The 17,157-nt window shown below is 57.6% G+C and carries 15 protein-coding genes; 10 read left to right on the top strand and 5 right to left on the bottom strand.

Annotation, left to right across the window (positions count from 1 at the left end):
• The first annotated feature begins 18 nt into the window (after positions 1-18).
• The 3 genes from AB4O22_RS15060 to fabF all read left to right on the top strand — a co-directional run bounded on the left by AB4O22_RS15060 (position 19) and on the right by fabF (position 5,554).
• Positions 19-1,128, top strand: a complete 1,110-nt coding sequence (locus AB4O22_RS15060) for an efflux RND transporter periplasmic adaptor subunit (protein WP_223470524.1) — start codon at positions 19-21, stop codon at positions 1,126-1,128.
• Positions 1,125-4,181, top strand: coding sequence for an efflux RND transporter permease subunit (locus AB4O22_RS15055; protein ID WP_223470522.1), 3,057 nt, complete (start codon positions 1,125-1,127; stop codon positions 4,179-4,181). Before AB4O22_RS15060 ends, AB4O22_RS15055 begins: the two co-directional genes overlap by 4 nt.
• Before the next feature lie 80 nt (positions 4,182-4,261).
• Positions 4,262-5,554, top strand: coding sequence for a beta-ketoacyl-ACP synthase II (gene fabF, locus AB4O22_RS15050; RefSeq protein ID WP_223470520.1), 1,293 nt, complete (start codon positions 4,262-4,264; stop codon positions 5,552-5,554).
• A gap of 103 nt (positions 5,555-5,657) precedes the next feature.
• On the opposite strand, the gene AB4O22_RS15045 is transcribed toward fabF, so the two are convergent.
• Positions 5,658-6,680 (bottom strand): AraC family transcriptional regulator, encoded by a 1,023-nt coding sequence (locus AB4O22_RS15045; RefSeq protein ID WP_223470518.1) that lies wholly within the window; start codon positions 6,678-6,680, stop codon positions 5,658-5,660.
• 142 nt (positions 6,681-6,822) lie between these two features.
• Between AB4O22_RS15045 and AB4O22_RS15040 the strand changes: the two genes are divergently transcribed.
• Positions 6,823-7,722: a fatty acid desaturase family protein gene (locus tag AB4O22_RS15040; protein ID WP_223470517.1), complete on the top strand. Its 900-nt coding sequence runs from the start codon at positions 6,823-6,825 to the stop codon at positions 7,720-7,722.
• Positions 7,723-7,810: 88 nt separating this feature from the next.
• Here the strand turns inward: AB4O22_RS15040 and AB4O22_RS15035 are convergent, their stop codons facing one another.
• Complete coding sequence (locus AB4O22_RS15035; protein ID WP_460096643.1) at positions 7,811-9,424, bottom strand: GMC family oxidoreductase; 1,614 nt, start codon at positions 9,422-9,424, stop codon at positions 7,811-7,813.
• 115 nt (positions 9,425-9,539) lie between these two features.
• Here AB4O22_RS15035 and AB4O22_RS15030 point away from each other — a divergent pair, with 115 nt between their 5' ends.
• Positions 9,540-9,686 carry an aldehyde dehydrogenase family protein gene (locus AB4O22_RS15030; RefSeq protein WP_223470544.1) on the top strand — a complete coding sequence of 49 codons (147 nt, stop codon included), beginning with the start codon at positions 9,540-9,542 and terminating at the stop codon, positions 9,684-9,686.
• 260 nt (positions 9,687-9,946) lie between these two features.
• Here AB4O22_RS15030 and AB4O22_RS15025 read toward each other — a convergent pair whose 3' ends face one another.
• The 3 genes from AB4O22_RS15025 to AB4O22_RS15015 form a co-directional block, all read right to left on the bottom strand.
• Positions 9,947-10,636 carry a hypothetical protein gene (locus AB4O22_RS15025; RefSeq protein WP_223470513.1) on the bottom strand — a complete coding sequence of 230 codons (690 nt, stop codon included), beginning with the start codon at positions 10,634-10,636 and terminating at the stop codon, positions 9,947-9,949.
• 280 nt (positions 10,637-10,916) lie between these two features.
• Complete coding sequence (locus tag AB4O22_RS15020; protein WP_460096641.1) at positions 10,917-11,900, bottom strand: aldo/keto reductase; 984 nt, start codon at positions 11,898-11,900, stop codon at positions 10,917-10,919.
• Between the two features lie 86 nt (positions 11,901-11,986).
• On the bottom strand, positions 11,987-12,103 hold the full coding sequence (locus AB4O22_RS15015; protein ID WP_460096640.1) for a twin-arginine translocation signal domain-containing protein: 117 nt from the start codon (positions 12,101-12,103) through the stop codon (positions 11,987-11,989).
• 188 nt (positions 12,104-12,291) lie between these two features.
• Here AB4O22_RS15015 and AB4O22_RS15010 point away from each other — a divergent pair, with 188 nt between their 5' ends.
• The 5 genes from AB4O22_RS15010 to AB4O22_RS14990 all read left to right on the top strand — a co-directional run bounded on the left by AB4O22_RS15010 (position 12,292) and on the right by AB4O22_RS14990 (position 16,770).
• Positions 12,292-13,272 carry an AraC family transcriptional regulator gene (locus tag AB4O22_RS15010; protein WP_460096639.1) on the top strand — a complete coding sequence of 327 codons (981 nt, stop codon included), beginning with the start codon at positions 12,292-12,294 and terminating at the stop codon, positions 13,270-13,272.
• A 219-nt stretch (positions 13,273-13,491) separates the two neighbouring features.
• Positions 13,492-13,656: a hypothetical protein gene (locus AB4O22_RS15005; RefSeq protein ID WP_223470507.1), complete on the top strand. Its 165-nt coding sequence runs from the start codon at positions 13,492-13,494 to the stop codon at positions 13,654-13,656.
• 45 nt (positions 13,657-13,701) lie between these two features.
• A complete protein-coding gene (locus AB4O22_RS15000; RefSeq protein WP_460097831.1) occupies positions 13,702-13,863 on the top strand; it encodes a hypothetical protein in 162 nt (53 codons plus the stop codon).
• Positions 13,864-14,722: 859 nt separating this feature from the next.
• The gene (locus tag AB4O22_RS14995; protein WP_460096637.1) at positions 14,723-15,409 is read left to right on the top strand and encodes a cysteine hydrolase family protein; all 687 of its coding nucleotides are present in this window, start codon (positions 14,723-14,725) and stop codon (positions 15,407-15,409) included.
• Positions 15,409-16,770, top strand: coding sequence for a purine-cytosine permease family protein (locus AB4O22_RS14990; protein WP_460097829.1), 1,362 nt, complete (start codon positions 15,409-15,411; stop codon positions 16,768-16,770). Before AB4O22_RS14995 ends, AB4O22_RS14990 begins: the two co-directional genes overlap by 1 nt.
• The last annotated feature ends 387 nt before the right edge of the window (positions 16,771-17,157 follow it).

The raw sequence follows: 17,157 nt of genomic DNA, 5'->3' as shown, positions 1-17,157 counted from the left end.
TTATAAGTAAGGGAACCTATGCGCCGGCTTCGACCTGTCCCCCTCGCCGCTTGCTTGTTGCCGCTCATCCTGACGGCGTGTGGTGATCCTTCCGCTGCCAAAGATCCGCGCACGCTCGCCCCATTGGTGAGGGTCTCCGAAGTTCAGGATTCGTCCGATCTCTCGCGTTCATTCACCGGCGTCGTGGCGGCTCGCGTCCAGAGTGACCTGGGTTTCCGAGTGTCGGGCAAGGTGCTTGAGCGTCTGGTCGATACCGGTCAGGCCGTTAAGCGTGGTCAGCCGCTCATGCGTCTCGACCCCATTGACCTGGGGTTGCAAGCACGAGCGCAGCAAGAAGCTGTCGCTGCCGCCAAAGCCCGAGCCAAACAGACCGCGGATGACGAGGCTCGCTATCGCGACCTGGTTGCCGCCGGTGCCATTTCCGCCTCGGGCTACGACCAAATCAAAGCCGCAGCCGATACCGCGAAGGCGCAACTGAGCGCCGCGCAAGCCCAGGCTGACGTGGCCCGTAATGCGTCGGGCTATGCCGTGTTGCTCGCGGATGCCGACGGTGTTGTGATGGAGACGCTCGCCGAGCCAGGGCAGGTAGTCAGCCCCGGGCAAATCGTAATTCGACTGGCGCGGGCTGGGCAGCGCGAAGCCATCGTGCAGTTGCCAGAGACGTTGCGTCCGGCCACAGGCTCTACCGCGCAGGCGACACTTTATGGCAACACCTCGGGGGCGGTTACGGCGAAGCTGAGGCTGCTTTCCGACTCGGCGGATCGTGTGACGCGCACCTTTGAGGCGCGGTATGTATTGGAGGGTGGGCTGGCCAATGCGCCGCTGGGTTCGACCGTCACCCTTCGCATCGCCGAAGGTTCCGCGCAAGGGCCGGTCCTGCAGGTGCCGATCGCTGCCATCTATGACCCGGGCAAGGGAACTGGTGTGTGGATCATTGCCGGCGAACCGGCGAAAGTCAGCTGGCGACCTGTTCAGGTCCTGAGTTTGAGCGACGACGCTGCCCGAGTTGCAGGTGATCTCAAGGTTGGCGAGCGTATTGTCGGGCTGGGCGCGCATCTACTGCGCGATGGCGAGGAAGTGCGGCTGAGCCAACCGGGTGATGTGAAGGTTGCCGGGGGCCGTCAATGAGCCTCAATTTATCGGCACTCGCCGTTCGCGAGCGCTCCATTACTGTGTTCCTGATCTTCCTGATTGCCGTCGCGGGGACCTTGGCGTTCTTCCAGTTGGGGCGTGCCGAGGACCCGCCGTTCACAGTCAAGCAGTTGACCGTCATCACGGCATGGCCAGGCGCGACCGCCCAGGAGATGCAGGACCAGGTCGCCGAGCCGCTTGAAAAGCGCCTGCAAGAACTGAAGTGGTACGACCGCACGGACACCTACACCCGTCCGGGCCTGGCCTTCACCATGGTGTCGCTGGTCGATCGCACACCACCTTCGCAAGTGCAGGAGGAGTTCTATCAGGCACGCAAGAAGCTCCAGGACGAAGCACTCAAGTTGCCGGCGGGCGTGATTGGGCCGATGGTCAACGACGAGTTTGCCGATGTGACGTTCGCGCTTTTCGCCCTGAAAGCCAAAGGCGAGCCACAGCGCTTGCTGGTGCGCGATGCTGAAGCGTTGCGCCAGCGCCTGTTGCACGTGGCAGGTGTGAAGAAGGTCAACATAATCGGCGAGCAGGCCGAACGCATCTTTGTTTCCTTCTCCCATGACCGACTGGCCACTTTGGGCGTCTCGCCCCAGGATATCTTCGCCGCGCTGAACAGCCAGAACCTACTCACACCCGCTGGCTCGATCGAAACCAACGGGCCACAAGTCGTCCTGCGGGTGGACGGCGCCTTCGATAAATTGGCGAAAATTCGTGACACCCCCCTTGCGATTCAGGGCCGCACGCTCAAGCTCTCGGACGTCGCGACAGTCGAGCGCGGATATGAAGACCCGGCCACCTTCCTGGTGCGCAATAACGGCGAAGAGGCCTTGTTGCTGGGGGTCATCATGCGAGAGGGTTGGAACGGCCTGGACCTGGGCAAGGCCCTGGACGCGGAGACGGCCAAGATCAATGAAGGCATGCCACTGGGCATGACGTTGACCAAGGTCACCGATCAAGCCGTGAACATTGACTCGGCCGTCGGTGAGTTCATGGTCAAGTTTTTTGTCGCGCTGCTGGTTGTAATGCTCGTTTGCTTTCTCAGCATGGGCTGGCGTGTAGGCGTTGTGGTCGCAGCCGCCGTACCGTTGACACTGGCGATAGTGTTTGTGGTGATGGCGGCCACTGGAAAGAACTTTGACCGCATCACCCTGGGTTCGCTGATCCTGGCGCTTGGGCTGTTGGTGGACGACGCCATCATTGCTATCGAGATGATGGTGGTGAAGATGGAGGAGGGCTACGACCGGATCAAGGCCTCCGCCTATGCCTGGAGCCACACCGCTGCGCCGATGCTGTCCGGTACGCTGGTGACAGCGATTGGCTTCATGCCCAACGGCTTTGCGCAGTCGACCGCCGGCGAATACACCAGCAACATGTTCTGGATCGTCGGCATCGCCCTGATCGCCTCCTGGGTCGTCGCTGTGGCTTTTACCCCTTATCTTGGAGTGAAGCTATTGCCGGAAATCAAGCAGGTCGAGGGCGGTCACGCGGCCATCTACAACACCCGTCATTACAATCGCTTTCGCCAGATCTTGACCCGCGTCATCGCGCGCAAATGGTGGGTGGCCGGCACCGTGATCGCGACATTTATCGTGGCGATTCTCGGCATGAGCCTGGTTAAGAAACAGTTCTTTCCAACATCAGACCGTCCCGAGGTGATGGTCGAGGTGCAGATGCCCTATGGCACCTCCATCGAGCAGACCAGCGCCGCCACGGCCAAGGTCGAGGCCTGGTTGCAAAAACAGGATGAGTCAAAAATCGTCACGGCCTACATCGGCCAAGGCGCGCCACGGTTCTACCTGGCGATGGCGCCGGAACTGCCCGATCCTTCGTTCGCCAAGATCGTGGTGTTGACCGAGAACCAGGAGGCGCGCGAGACCCTCAAGTTCCGTCTCCGTGAGGCGGCTGCCGAGGGGCTCGCCCCAGAGGCGCGTATCCGGGTGACGCAACTGGTGTTCGGTCCGTATTCGCCATTTCCGGTTGCCTACCGGGTGATGGGGCCTGACCCGTCGAAATTGCGCGAGATCGCGGACCAGGTCCAGGGTGTCATGCAGGCGAGCCCGCTGATGCGGACCGTCAATACCGACTGGGGGACGCTGACGCCGACGTTGCATTTCAGCCTGGACCAGGATCGTTTGCAGGCGGTGGGCCTGACGTCAAATACCGTCGCGCAGCAATTGCAGTTCCTGCTCGCTGGGGTACCGATCACTGCGGTTCGCGAGGACATCCGCTCAGTGCAGGTGGTCGGTCGTGCTGCCGGTGACATCCGGCTCGATCCGGCCAGGATAGAAGGCTTTACCCTGGTAGGTGCGGCAGGGCAGCGCATTCCGCTGTCCCAGGTCGGAGAGGTTGATGTGCGCATGGAGGAGCCGATCCTGCGGCGACGTGATCGCACGCCAACCATCACCGTGCGCGGCGACATTGCCGAAGACCAGCAGCCGCCAGACGTATCGAGCGCGGTCATCAAGCAATTGCAGCCGATCATCGACAGCCTCCCTGACGGCTACCGGATCGAGCAGGCGGGCGCTATCGAGGAGTCGGGCAAGGCCGGCAAGGCGATCGTGCCGCTGGTCCCGATCATGGTGGCCCTGACCCTGCTGATCATCATTGTCCAGGTGCGTTCGATCTCGGCCATGATGATGGTGTTCTTCACTGCGCCACTGGGATTGATTGGCGTGGTGCCAACCCTGCTGATCTTCCACCAGCCTTTTGGGATCAACGCCCTGGTCGGCCTGATCGCACTCTCGGGCATCTTGATGCGCAACACGTTGATCCTGATCGGGCAGATCCATCACAACAAACAGGAAGGGCTGGAGCCGTTCCACGCGGTCATCGAAGCCACAGTACAACGGGCCCGCCCCGTGTTGCTGACGGCGCTGGCGGCCATCCTGGCGTTCATCCCCCTGACACACTCGGTCTTCTGGGGGACGCTGGCCTACACGCTGATCGGCGGCACGTTCGTCGGCACTATCATGACACTGGTGTTCCTGCCGGCGATGTATTCCATCTGGTTCAAGATCCGTCCTGACCATCCCGCTTAAACTGAAACAGCGAGGCTGGTGTAAGCAAACGAGCGCTGACTGCTTCTATTGCGCGTCGACTGAGAAATGAAGAGGTTCTTATGAATACTGCCGAAGGTCAAAAGCGAATTGTTGTCACGGGCGTTGGTATTGTTGGCCCCCTGGGCTGCGGCGTTGAAGAAGTCTGGCAGAGGTTGCTGGCCGGACGCTCCGGCATTCGTATCCTGCCTGGCGATATCACCGAGGGTACCGGTGTGGCGGTGGGCGGCCAGGTGCCGTCGCTGGAGGAAGACGCCAGCGCCGGTTATGACCCGGAGCGGGTCATTTCGGTCAAGGATCGCAAGAAAATGGATCGCTTCATCGAGTTCGCCCTGGTAGCCGCCGACGAAGCCCTGGCCCAGGCCAACTGGCATCCGACTGAAGCGGCCGACCAGGAGCGGACCGCCACGATTATCTCGTCGGGCGTGGGTGGCTTTGGCGCGATTGCCGATGCCGTACGCACCACCGACGCCCGCGGCCCGCGACGCTTGTCACCGTTCACGGCACCGGCCTTTCTGGCCAACATGGCGGCGGGGCACGTTTCCATCCGCCACGGTTTCAAGGGGCCGCTCGGCGCGCCGGTAACCGCGTGCGCAGCAGGGGTGCAGGCCATCGGCGATGCGGCCAGGTTAATCAGGTGCGGTGAGGCTGATATCGCCTTGTGCGGCGGTACCGAAGCGGCGATAGACCGCGTGACCCTGGGTTGCTTCGCGGCGGCTCGCGCGCTGTCCACGGGATTTGCCGAGCGCCCGCAGGAAGCATCGCGTCCCTTCGACCGTGATCGCGACGGTTTCGTCATGGCCGAGGGCGCCGGCGTGCTGGTGATCGAATCGCTGGAACATGCCCTGGCACGCGGGGCCAAGCCCTTGGCGGAACTGGTCGGCTACGGCACCAGTGCCGATGCCTACCACCTGACGGCAGGCCCTGAAGACGGTAATGGCGCACGGCGTGCCATGGAGCAAGCGCTGCGCCAAGCCGCTGTCAGCCCTGCCGACGTGCAGCACATCAATGCCCACGCGACCTCCACCCAGGTCGGCGATAGCGGGGAGCTGGCCGCCATTCGCTCGGTGTTCGGCACTGACTCCGGTGTGGCGATAACCTCTACCAAATCCGCTACCGGGCACCTGCTGGGCGCGGCCGGGGGCATTGAGGCCATCTTCGCGGTGCTGGCGCTGCGTGACCAGGTCGTACCGCCCACGCTGAACCTGCATCATCCCGATGAGGCCGCAGACGGGCTTGATCTGGTTGCCCTGAATGCCCGGAAGATGCCGATCACCCACGCGCTCTCAAATGGATTCGGGTTCGGCGGCGTCAACGCCAGCGTCCTATTCCGCCGCTGGGATGCTAAACACTGAGTGTAAAACTCAAGTGACCGGCTTATGGCTGACGGTCGGTTGTTTTTGCACGACAGGCCGTCATGCAAGCCGACCGCTGGAGTTAGGAATTCCTGATTTGCGCTCACCGCTTTGAGACTTTCCGATACTCGTTCGGTGACTGTCCAAACCAGCGCCGAAACGCACGCGCGAAGGCTGTAGAATCAGCGTAGCCAAGCTGAAACGCTAGATCTTCCTGCTTCATCTCAGTATTTTCCAACAGTTGCCCAGCGAGTTGTTTACGCTCCGCCTCGACGAGTTTTCGGAAGGTAGTGCCTTCCTCTGTCAGCCTGCGATGCAGGCTGCGCGGGGCCATCGCCAGCTGATTCGCAACATCTTCGAGGGAGGCTGTCAGCCCCGTTGCCCCCAAGAGAAATTGTCGGACCTGGCCGGTGACGCCGCCGACTTGTCGTCTCTCCAGTTGCGTGCGGCACTGCTCTTCCAACAGTCGGACCAGATGTAGGTCGTACATCGGCAGAGGCAACTCCGCATCTTGCCGGCGCAGCACGATGGCGTTGCGCGAACATCCATAGTGTGGCGCGATGCCGCTGAGTGCTTCGATCCGGTCCGCGTGCGCCGGCGGCCTGCCCTGGAATTCGAGCCGCAGCACGTGCAATCCCGACAACGCGAGCTCGTCGAACAGGCGAATGCTTGTCGCCATGTCCCGTTCCAGCAGGAATTGCCGCAGGTGGTGCGGGATCGCTGAGGCGTCGACGCGGGTGCCGTATTCGTGCTGCTCGCAGAAGATCTCCAATCGGCAGTAGGCGGTGCTAAGCGGCAGGTAGCGCAGCGCGCACTGAACGGCCTCGCGCACATTGCGACTGGTTCGCAGCGCAAATCCCCAGAGGCCGAAAGTCGCTACGTTGTATTGCAGGCCGAGCTCGAAGCCCAGTGCGGGAACGTCCGGCAAAGCGAGCATCAGGTTTTCAATCAGACGCATCTCCTGCTCGCGTGTGATCAGGGCGTCCGGGTCCCGCAGCTGCGCTTCGATGATGCCGGTACCCAGCAGGCAGGTCTGCGCATCGACGCCGTAGCGCGCAGCGAAATTCACCATCACCTGACTGATGGCGACGGGGTGCTTGAAGCTCGCGTGCTTTGGTATGCCCATGCCGGAATTTTCTGAAACAACGGTGTGTACGGCCTGGCCATAAATGCATGGCGAAAGGCCCCCCATGTCCTACTAAAGCTACGTGACTACCCGCTAAGGTTGCGCAAATACCAAACAATAAGAACGTCCCGGGAGGACGACCATGGATCCGGATCTCAACGCGCTGAATAGGCAGGCCGTCGCCACGGCACGCGAATACACCACTGAACTGGCCTGGCCGACGATGGCACTGGTGTTACTGGTGTGGACATCGCTTATTGGGGACTTTTACCTGTTCGCGATAGGCCAGTTGTCCCTGACAACTGCAATACTGATCTATGCCGTCGTCACGTACATGTCCTATACACCCCTGCATGAGGCCGTGCATGGCAACATTCATGGTGATCATGATCGACTGCAGTGGCTCAATGATCTTTGTGGGTACCTGGTCGCGCCTTTGATGATGGTGCCGTTCTCTACTCACAAGGTCGAGCATTTCACCCATCATCGCTACACCAACCAGCCGGACAAGGATCCGGACTACGTCGTTAACGGCATGAGCGGTGGATTTCTCGCCTTCCTGGTTTGCGGATTCCGTTTTCTGTGGGTCCAGAACAGCTTCTTGTTCCGCGACTATTGGTCGACAGCTCCGCTGCGGATAAAGGCAGCCTACATCGCGGAAGTGCTGTTCGCGGTCGGCTGGCGGGTCGCGCTCATTACGCTCGTTGAGCGAGAACATACCTGGGCGTTGCTGGTGTTCGGCTACTTGGCCGGTGGATACTTCGTCGCGTACTGGTTCGCCTATCGCCCCCACGTGCCGTACAAGGACTCCTCTCGTTACCGGAACACCAACAGCCTGATCATGCCCGGATGGATGAAACCGTTGGAGTGGTTCTGGCTCGGCCAGAACCTGCACTCCGTGCACCACCTGTTCCCGCGGGTGCCGTTCTATCGCTACCACGCACTGCATCGCCGTATCGAGCCGATCATGCGTGCTCACGGTACACCTATGATCGGCGCTTTCAATCGACACAATATCGAAGCCGCGCGGCGTCCCAAGTAGCGGGTGTGAGCCTGTGAGGCGACGACCTCACAGGCTGTCAATGTGCTAAAGGAATATAAAAAAGGCCGGCTCAGACTCTGTAGTTGTTTTAGTCTCCATGTTGATATTCCTCCTGCTGGATAAACATCGCCGCACGGACGCCAATCATTGCGCAAGGCACTTGGGTGTTTCCCGAAATGAGTGTGGGCATCACTGAAGCATCCGCAACTCTCAGTCCTGCAATGCCTCGCAGCCGTAGCTGTGGATCTAGCGGAGCAGAAGGATCACTGCCCATCCGGCAGGTTCCAACCGGATGATAAATAGTGTCAGCATGAAGTCTAATCGCCGCACGCAGCTCTTCGCCTTCGAGTCTCTCTAATCCGTGAAGCGACCTGCCGGAGTACTTGCTCATTGACGGTGCCAAGAGCAGTTTTCGGGCAATACGGATTCCGTCGACTAACGTTTGCAGATCCTCTGGTTCCGACAGATAGTGGGGGTCGATCAGTGGTGGATGGCGGGGATCGGCCGATTGTAGCCTTACTAGTCCCCGACTTTTTGGTCTGAGGCCACAGATGTGCACTGAAAAGCCACGTTTGGCGTGCATACGTCGGCCATGCTCATCAACTATCCCCACACAGAAATGGAACTGAACATCTGGTCGAGAGGTCTCTGGCCGAGTTGATACAAAAGCGCCGGCCTCTGCTACGTTAGTTGAAAGCAGTCCGGCACGTCTCTTCAAATAAGATAAAAGCCCCATTAATAGTTGGGGCAATAACGAAGGAACAAGGCCCAGAAGACCTTTGTCATCAACAGCTCGGGAAATGGTGATATCCACGTGATCTTGCAAATTCTTACCGACTTCGGGACAGTCTTTATGAACCCTTATGCCTAAACTGTGAAGGTGATCTGCGGGCCCAATGCCAGAAAGCATCAGCAGCTGAGGCGTACCGTATACACCTGCGCAAAGCACGACTTCACGACGTGTACTAAAACGACGTCCATCAGCCAATTCGACACCTGTCGCTCGCCCTTCTACGATCAAAACTCGAGTCACCTGTACACCCGTCAATATCTTGAGATTTTGCGGCTGTGGCTTGAGAAAGGCTTGAGCAGCGTTGAATCGCTGGCCGTTATGCTGAGTGACTTGATAAAGGCCGACGCCAGCTTGATGGGCGCCATTGAAATCTGCGTTGAATTCGATCCCCGACTCGACGCCTGCGGCCACGAATGCTTGAGTGCACGAACTAGGTATTTCGAGATCTGCGACTTTCCAAGGGCCACTGTCACCATGCCACGTGTTTGCACCACGCGTATTGCATTCCATCTCTTTGAAGATGGGCAGCACCTGATTCCATCCCCAGCCGTCTGCCCCGTTTTTCTCCCAACTGTCATAGTCCTCTGACTGACCGCGGAGATAGATCATGGCGTTGATAAGGCTTGATCCTCCCAATCCTCTCCCTCGGGGCTGCAGACCACGTTTACCGTTCAATCCTGGCTGCGGGACCGTTCGAAAAGCGTAATTATGACGGTTTCGCCAAGGTACGAGTGCCGCGACCGCAATGGGCATGCGAGAAAGCCAGCTTGCTTTCGCGGGGCCTGTCTCCAGGAGCGCAATCTGCCTCTCCGGAAATGCAGCAGCCAGCCGAGCTGCGCATGCACTGCCTGCTGGGCCGCCTCCTACGACCAAATAATCATACGATCTCGTATCTTCAGAGCAGGGCATGGCGCCTCCTTATTTTTATTATGAGAGGTCTTTGTTATACCTATGTTTAAAAATAGTGTAAATGCTCTAATCTTGGCTGGCGGTGCCTGGCGGGCCGCTGACGTCCATCACGCCGATGGCATTGCCCAAGCTTGCGCCGACACTGGCAGCCGGTTGTACGGTCGTGCTCAAGCCTTCTGAAGATGCCTCGCTGACGGCGCTGATCCTGGCTGATGGTCGGTACCTTCAATCGACGCAATGTCGAAGCCACGCGGCGTCCTGAGTAGTAGGGAATGTGACACAACCTTCGGAAGTATGAGTGCGCGATTGTAGAAATGGGAGGTCAAAAAGAATCATTGAGTTGCCGCAACCCGCTGCGGGCGAATCTGCTTTTCCATTTCTGCCAACGACCATTGCATCATCGAACTAACGAATTAAAGCTCACCGATATCGTCATCCCAAGTGAGCTCTAGTTTCTAAGAAATTCCTCAGCAAGGTATGTTGCCGGGAGAGTTACAAGCAATGTCCGGGATGGTCTTTGTTTTAAAACGGTGGGCTGAGTGAACGAGATCTTCTTGCTCCCGCAGCAGAGTTTAACCAGAGCAGAATTGCTGCGAGAGAGGCGGCGGCAGTCAGCGTCAGCCACATGATCACCAGCAGGGTGAATGTGACACTATTGTTGAACTCACGAAAAATGCCGAAGGCAAAAGCTGTGTACCAAGACACACCCGAAACTGCACCTGATGCGAGAAATAAGGTGGCTCTTCTACGGGACACTCCAAAGAGCAGGGGGCGGCTCACGTCGCGTAGTGCTTCTGGCAACACAAACGCGTGAATGATTATTCCATTGATGGTCAGGACGCTCACCACAATTACCTTCGCCCAGAGTTTGGGATTTTCAAGTTTTTCCGGCGACTCCATCGCGTAAAGGGCGAGAAAGCCGAGGCCTGAGAGCCACAGGAGGCATAGTCCAAGAGTGACCGCGTCGCTGATGAAGTGAAAGGTGCGTCCGATTTCCACGGGGAGGCTACCCCTACGCATCCAACGCAAAATCCAGAGGTCTAGCATCGTCGCCCCGCCGAGGCCGAAGCACATACCGAGCAGGTGTATACCTACAAGGAGTGTCAGAACCTTTAGTTGTGGGAGCGGATCAGGCAATGGAACGCTGAGCGCAATTGTGTCCGCGAGTAAGTGACCACTGCTGGAGAGCGCAAGTAGGCCGCCGAAAATCATGAGAGACGTTCGTATGTTCATTGATTACGACCATAGACCAGCGTTCTTATTTGAACGCGTGCGCAGTTTATTTTCTGGAGAATAAGGTCCTTGAATTCTCGACGTTATGGATATGAGTGATCGCCGCGACAGAAAATTAAAGTGTGCTCCGGTAAGCTACTAATCAAGCGGCTGTTGTCTGCATCATTGCTGCACCCAAGAGGATAAGTTCCAGCCACGGGATAAATGAGGCCGGCGACGATAGCTTCACATCAGCAGACATCAGGGGAGTGGATGCTACTCATGAAGGAACCGGTGCTTGTGCATCGATCAAGCCCTGGCTCTTCAGTTCATCCCAAAAGGCTGCCGGAATACCAACCTTCATCGCCTGCACATTGGAAACTATCTGCCCCGGCGAACGCGCACCCGGAATGATCGCGGACACTTGCGGATGTGCTGCTGCGAACTGCAAGGCGGCAGTATGAATGTCGATGCCATGTCGGCTGGCAACCGCCATGATTCGCGCGCGCTTTTCTACCGCTCCGACAGGTAGATCCAGGCTGAAGTTATATCGGCTACGACCTCCCAGAAATCCATCATTCAGGGGCGTTCCCACCACGACACTGGTGCCCTTGCGTTTCAGCGCCGGAAAGGTGCTGCGCAACGCATCGCCGTGGTCGAGAAGGGAATATTGGCACGCAAGCAATACGATGTCGGGCGTCGGGTCGTTACTGCTCAGTGCCTGAACCACGGCGTTCGGCGTATTGACGCCGAAGCCCCATGCCTTGATGAGCCCTTCACTACGCATCTTTTCAAGCTCAACCATCGCCCCTGCGCGCGCGATTTGATACGCCGCTTTCCATCCGCCTTCCAGCTCAGTGTTATCTGGCGAGAGGTCATGGATGAATACGATATCGATACGTGGTAGCCCCAGACGCTGCAGACTGTCTTCCACGGAACGGCGCGTGCCTGCTGCGGTGTAGTCATATCGATATTTGAAGGGGGCGGGCGACTTCCAGATGGCATGGTCCGCGCGCAGGCCACCATCGGCCGTCAATACGCGGCCGACCTTGGTGGAGATTACATAGTCGTCTGGATCTTTGTCATGAAGGAAGCGGCCTAGACGATATTCACTCAAGCCAAACCCGTAGAAGGGCGACGTGTCGTAGAGCCTTACACCTGCACCCCAAGCAGCCTGCAGAACCAAGCCTGCCTGCTCGTCGCTGATCGGCGCAAAGATATTGCCAATCTGCGTCCCGCCCATGCCAAAGCGTTGAGGCGTCATGTATCGCATTGTCTGCGAGGGTGAATTGGGGGGCAGGTCTGCGCGTACGAGACGCCCTTGCGTAGGCATCACGCTCCCGCGCTCTGTCAGCGAAGAGGGCGCTGGGGGGCTGTAGCCGCCGAACTTGCGACACTCAATGCTGGCAGCAAAGCGGCTGCCACAGCCCCCGTTGCCGAATAGGTAAGAAAATCTCGTCTGTCCATCCAACTTTCCTTTCGCGACTGAGGTTTCACGGGCTCATCGAAGCCGATATTCGTACTAGAAGTTAGAACAACGAAGGTTGGCCGGGTGACCCTAATGCGCCATATCTTTTGCACAATCCTGCCGATGCACTTGTGCTGGTCACACACTCTCAGCAGACTCGAACATTCCGTAAATAGGGGGGCATGTAATGACGAGCGGTTCCTTCTCGCAGTTCGGTTTCGGCCATGTGCATTCCCTGGGTTTACGCGAACCCGCTCAGCCCAACGAACGCCTCCAGGCACTCGGGCGGCTTATCGAAAAAGTCACCCCGCAGATTGGTTTGAACGAGGTCTGCAAAACATCGATTCCAGACCTGACCTTTTATCGAATGGCCGAACTGGGTACGCCCACCTACTGCATTTATGAGCCCTGCGTAGCGATTATTCTGCAGGGCGCGAAGGAGATCACGTTTGGCGAGGAGGCCTCTGAATTCGGGCCGGGGGCGTTCTTCGTTACCTCGGTCGATGTGCCGACACTGGCTCGCGTTACCGAGGTTAGCGAGCACACCCCTTATTTGTCCGTCGTGTTGAAGCTCGATCTTTCCATGCTCAACGAGGTGATCCTGACCCAGGCGCCGCAAAAGCATGAAATGACATCGCAAGCGCGAGGTTTCGCCTCCGGTGCGGCGTCCAGTGAGATGCTCGACGCGTTCGCCCGACTCGCCACGCTGATCGAACGGCCGCTTGAAGCAGACTTGATGGCGGACCTTATCAAGCGGGAGATATGCGTTCGGCTGCTGCTCAGTGAAGCGGGCCCGTGGTTACGCAGCGTCACTCGCGATGGTTATCGAGACAAGGGAATCGTGAGAGCGATTGAATGGTTGAAACATCACTACGACAAGCCGCTGCACGTGGCCGAGCTCGCCGAACGATCGGGCATGGCCAGCTCTACTCTGCATCACAACTTTCGCAAGCTCACGGGCACCAGCCCCGTTCAATATCAAAAATCGTTAAGGCTGCTAGCCGCGCGCAGCTTGATGTTGACCGATAGGGTAGATGTGAACACCGCTGCGTTGCGGGTCGGCTATGAAAGCGTCGCCCAGTTCAGCCGCGAATACGCCCGCCGTTTCGGAGCCCCTCCCTCGAGAGACATCAAGCATGCACGGGAAAATGGTGGCCGGCTCGACTAATCGAGCCACCGATGATGTGGGTAGGCTAGTGCTGAGTTCTTGAGGATATGCTTGGATCTGATAGTGCAAATAACCGGATCGGGTGATTGCTGCTCCATCGTGTGCATCAGGATAAATATCAGCCAGATCAATTCAATTCCGGTGTTCACGGCAACGCACGCTTCAGCCCCATCCAGGATGATCAGGGGCGGGCGATTCCTACCTTGTATGGGGGCCTTGATGGAGACCGTTTTCCACGACTTTCCCCACGCGGCTGGTTTCAAGAGTTTGGACAAAGGCGAGCTGGCTGGGCAGGTGCGTTCAGCCGTCCAGGTCAGCCAGCCGCTGCACCTGGTTGATCTGTCCAGTATCCCCCCGCGTAAATTGGGCGTCACTCGCAAATAATTGATCGACACTGAGAAAGATCAATACCCCGCAACGCGCAAATGGGTGGAGGCGATCCATAGTCAATACCCTGATGTGCAAGGGCTGTCGTGGGTGTCGCGACAAGATGATTCGGTACGTTCGGTCGTGCTCTTCGGTGATCGGATTCCTGACGGTACGCTATCCGCAAGAGGCGTCACGCAGCTTGACCGGGGATTCGCTCTCTGAGGCCGGAGCTGCTACCCCTCAGCGTTGACTATAGGTGGCCCAGTAGGATGGCTTGGAACTGTTCCGTTTTTGCTCTTGATACACCCTAAGAACACGTCCAGAATTAAGTCTTTTCCTGCTCTGGCAAGAGAATAAACCCCTTAAATTTCAATGAGTAGGACACCAGATACGAGTCTCGTTTCCCGCTCCAAGTATTTAAAAATGGACCTCTGAAAAGAGGTCCATTTTTTTTCGTCCAAAGAAAAGTCTCCCTTTGACTTTTGCCGCGCCGTCCCGTGAAAACATTATCGGCGGATGGAGCGTAATGCTAGGCGCCTGGCAAAACGCCTGGGAACAGAATTGACCAGAGCTGCCCACCTGCAACGGGAGTGTCGGAAAGGTGCACTTCGGCGTTGCGTGCTACGTTCCGTAGCGCGGTGTTACGGCATACCGAATGCCATAAGACATCACGATGATTCCTGATATCGCTCTATCCGGCCGCTTTCCGAGCCTTCCGATACTATGGCGTGCATATTGCTTGCCTGACGGAACTAACCCCAAGAGTCTACGTCATGGTCAGTTCCGCATTTCGACCCGGCATAACGCGCATCAGCCTGCTTGGCTGGGCAACGTTAGTTCCGTGCGGAGCCATGAAGAACTTTCTACGTCGATCGGTTGCGCCTTCCCACGTGATTCTGAAGCGTCTTCCCTCCTGCGTTGCCGCCAAGCAAAACGGTTTTTGGCAAATAGTCAGGTAATCCTTCCTAGAGAATCTCGAACTTTCCGTAGCCCGCGATTGCGGTGCCTGCACCTGAGCATTCGTTAGCGACCAGCGAGCCTTGCGGCTATCGCCTGGTGCTCTGCAATTGGAAGAAACCTGATGACCCAAGACACGGCTTTGCTCGTGATCGATCTTCAGAAAGAAGACGGCTTCACTCTGGAGCGATTCGATCAAGTAATCAAAAACGCAACAGCGCTGGTTGATTGCGCTCGAAAAAACAACATCCCTCTGTTCTACACCCGTCATGTCAACGATGCCCAAGGTTTCGGCTTGGCGCTGGGCGAGCCCGTAGACGCCGAGGGCAAACCGACAAGCTATCGCGCTGGCACATCTGCCATAGAGATCATCGACGCGTTAGCCCCACAAACCGGGGACGTTGTCATTGATAAGCAACGCTACAGTGCCTTCCACGGCACTCGGCTGACTCCGATGCTGAAGGAGCGCGGGATCAAACATCTCGTGGTGATGGGCGTGCTGACTGACGTCTGTGTGATGAGTAGCCTGTTCGATGCCTATCAGAACGACTTCCACTTGAGCCTCGTGGCCGACGCTTGTACGGCGACGACTTCCGCAGCCCATTACTCGGCCTTGTTTATTCTCTCCAACTGGCTTTACGGACTGGACATGCTCTCTACCGAACAACTGTTGCGACGCTGGAGGGGCGAGTCAGCACCTTCACTTCGTACGATGGAACCAGACCACCTTGCTTTCCAGCCAGAAGAGTTCATGCAAGCTATCGCGCGCCTGGAGAACGGCCTCGTTGCCAAGACTGAGCGGAGAGCATGATGAACGTAGAAAAAAGAAGCATCGATTTCATCCCGGAAACCGAACGTCACGGCGAACCCCGTTCTCTGCTCTTCGTGTGGTTTGGGGCCAACGCCAACATCACCACGGTTGCGGCCGGGGTGCTGCCGGTCAGCCTGGGGCTGAACCTGTTCTGGAGCGCTTTGTCGATCCTGCTCGGTTCCCTGATCGGCGCGATATTCATGGCTTCGCATTCTGCACAGGGGCCGAGATTGGGCATCCCGCAGATGATCCAGAGCCGTGCGCAGTTTGGGGTATTTGGAGCCATCGTTCCGCTGTTGTTCGTAATGCTCATCTACTTGGGTTTTTTTGTTAGTAATACGTTGTTGGCCACCCAAGCAGTCGCCGCCTCAAGCCCTCTCAGCAGTGAGGCAAACATTGTGCTGCTTGGTTTGCTCTGCTTCCTGGTAGCCCTGTTTGGCTACAAGCTCATCCACCGCCTGCAAAAAATGCTGTCGTTGGTCTCGGTTGTTTTTTTCGGGATCGCGACCCTGCTCGCCCTTGCGCTGCCAATAGACGCGGAACAATGGACGACGCAGGGCTTCAACTTGGCGAGCTTCCTCGCGTCAGTGAGCATTGCGGTGACTTGGCAATTGTCCTATGCCCCTTATGTGGCCGACTATTCTCGCTATTTGCCTACCCAAACTTCCGCGCGCCAGGTTTTCTGGTACAGCTATGCGGGTACGGTCATTGGTGGAAGCTGGATGATGTTGCTGGGTGCGATATTGACCAGGGGCGTCACAGGTTTTTCAGACAACGTCGGCCTTCATTTGCTTAGCGTTCTAGGGGGCGGGACTTTGCTGGCCGTGGCATTCGTGCTCTATGGTCAGATCGCCATCAACGTGTTCAACCTCTATGGAGCCTTCATGTCGACGGTTACCGTTATCGAGCCCTTTGCTGCGCTCAAGGTCACTGCGAAGGTGCGCGCCAGCTTTATGCTCATTATCTGCGCCGTTGCCACTGCGTTATGCACGATGGCCCAGGATGACTTCATTCAGTTCTTTCTGAACTTCATCTTTTTCATGAGCTACTTTCTAATCCCATGGACGGCAATCAACTTGGTCGACTACTACGCACTACGCAAAGGCGTCTACGAGATTGCGGATATCTTCGACCCCTCGGGAATCTACGGTCGGGTGAACTGGATCGCTATCGGAGTGTTCCTCGCGACCATCGTGCTGGAAATTCCATTCATGAATACGTCCCTCTACGTCGGCCCCATCGCCTCGGCCCTGCAGGGTATCGATTTGGCATGGGTTGTTGGCCTGGTGTTTCCGGCATGCGCTTACTACGGATTGATGAGTCGGCGCGGTCTCGTGGTGATTAAACCAACAAAAGCATGATTGTCGAGCCGGAGATCGCTTAGATCAAAGCGCTGATCAGGCTGTGTGCTTCCCCTGCTGGCCGTTGCGAAGATTTTGCGGCTGGCCAGACAGGGGGGCTTTTTTCAACAGTAGTGGCGGGTCGTCGAATCCATAGCGAAAGACGCTGCCCAACGAGCTGTTATTCAAGCTTTGAAACGAACAGTGCCTATACGGGTGCGGCAGTCGGCGCAGCCACCCCGGCCTTGATGGGAGCGCCAGAAAATACTGCATGCGTACGTACTGTTGAATATTCTTCCACCCAGGCGCTATGGTCGGGCTTAATGCTCACGTCGATCACCAGGCGGCGATGCCAAGCTGCTGAAACCGTGATCCAAGCGACTTTTGGCCCGGCGTGTTGTCAATGTG

The sequence above is a fragment of the Pseudomonas sp. S3_B11 genome (assembly GCF_054667715.1).
The sequence above is the reverse complement of the archived record's forward strand: the minus strand, read 5'-3'. Positions and strand labels throughout refer to the sequence as shown.

Coding starts and splice junctions, on each gene's coding strand:
- AB4O22_RS15060 (WP_223470524.1), top strand. CDS start 19: ATGCGCCGGCTTCGACCTGTCCCCCTCGCCGCTTGCTTGTTGCCGCTC.
- AB4O22_RS15055 (WP_223470522.1), top strand. CDS start 1,125: ATGAGCCTCAATTTATCGGCACTCGCCGTTCGCGAGCGCTCCATTACT.
- fabF (WP_223470520.1), top strand. CDS start 4,262: ATGAATACTGCCGAAGGTCAAAAGCGAATTGTTGTCACGGGCGTTGGT.
- AB4O22_RS15045 (WP_223470518.1), bottom strand. CDS start 6,680: ATGGGCATACCAAAGCACGCGAGCTTCAAGCACCCCGTCGCCATCAGT.
- AB4O22_RS15040 (WP_223470517.1), top strand. CDS start 6,823: ATGGATCCGGATCTCAACGCGCTGAATAGGCAGGCCGTCGCCACGGCA.
- AB4O22_RS15035 (WP_460096643.1), bottom strand. CDS start 9,424: ATGCCCTGCTCTGAAGATACGAGATCGTATGATTATTTGGTCGTAGGA.
- AB4O22_RS15030 (WP_223470544.1), top strand. CDS start 9,540: ATGGCATTGCCCAAGCTTGCGCCGACACTGGCAGCCGGTTGTACGGTC.
- AB4O22_RS15025 (WP_223470513.1), bottom strand. CDS start 10,636: ATGATTTTCGGCGGCCTACTTGCGCTCTCCAGCAGTGGTCACTTACTC.
- AB4O22_RS15020 (WP_460096641.1), bottom strand. CDS start 11,900: ATGACGCCTCAACGCTTTGGCATGGGCGGGACGCAGATTGGCAATATC.
- AB4O22_RS15015 (WP_460096640.1), bottom strand. CDS start 12,103: ATGGACAGACGAGATTTTCTTACCTATTCGGCAACGGGGGCTGTGGCA.
- AB4O22_RS15010 (WP_460096639.1), top strand. CDS start 12,292: ATGACGAGCGGTTCCTTCTCGCAGTTCGGTTTCGGCCATGTGCATTCC.
- AB4O22_RS15005 (WP_223470507.1), top strand. CDS start 13,492: ATGGAGACCGTTTTCCACGACTTTCCCCACGCGGCTGGTTTCAAGAGT.
- AB4O22_RS14995 (WP_460096637.1), top strand. CDS start 14,723: ATGACCCAAGACACGGCTTTGCTCGTGATCGATCTTCAGAAAGAAGAC.
- AB4O22_RS14990 (WP_460097829.1), top strand. CDS start 15,409: ATGAACGTAGAAAAAAGAAGCATCGATTTCATCCCGGAAACCGAACGT.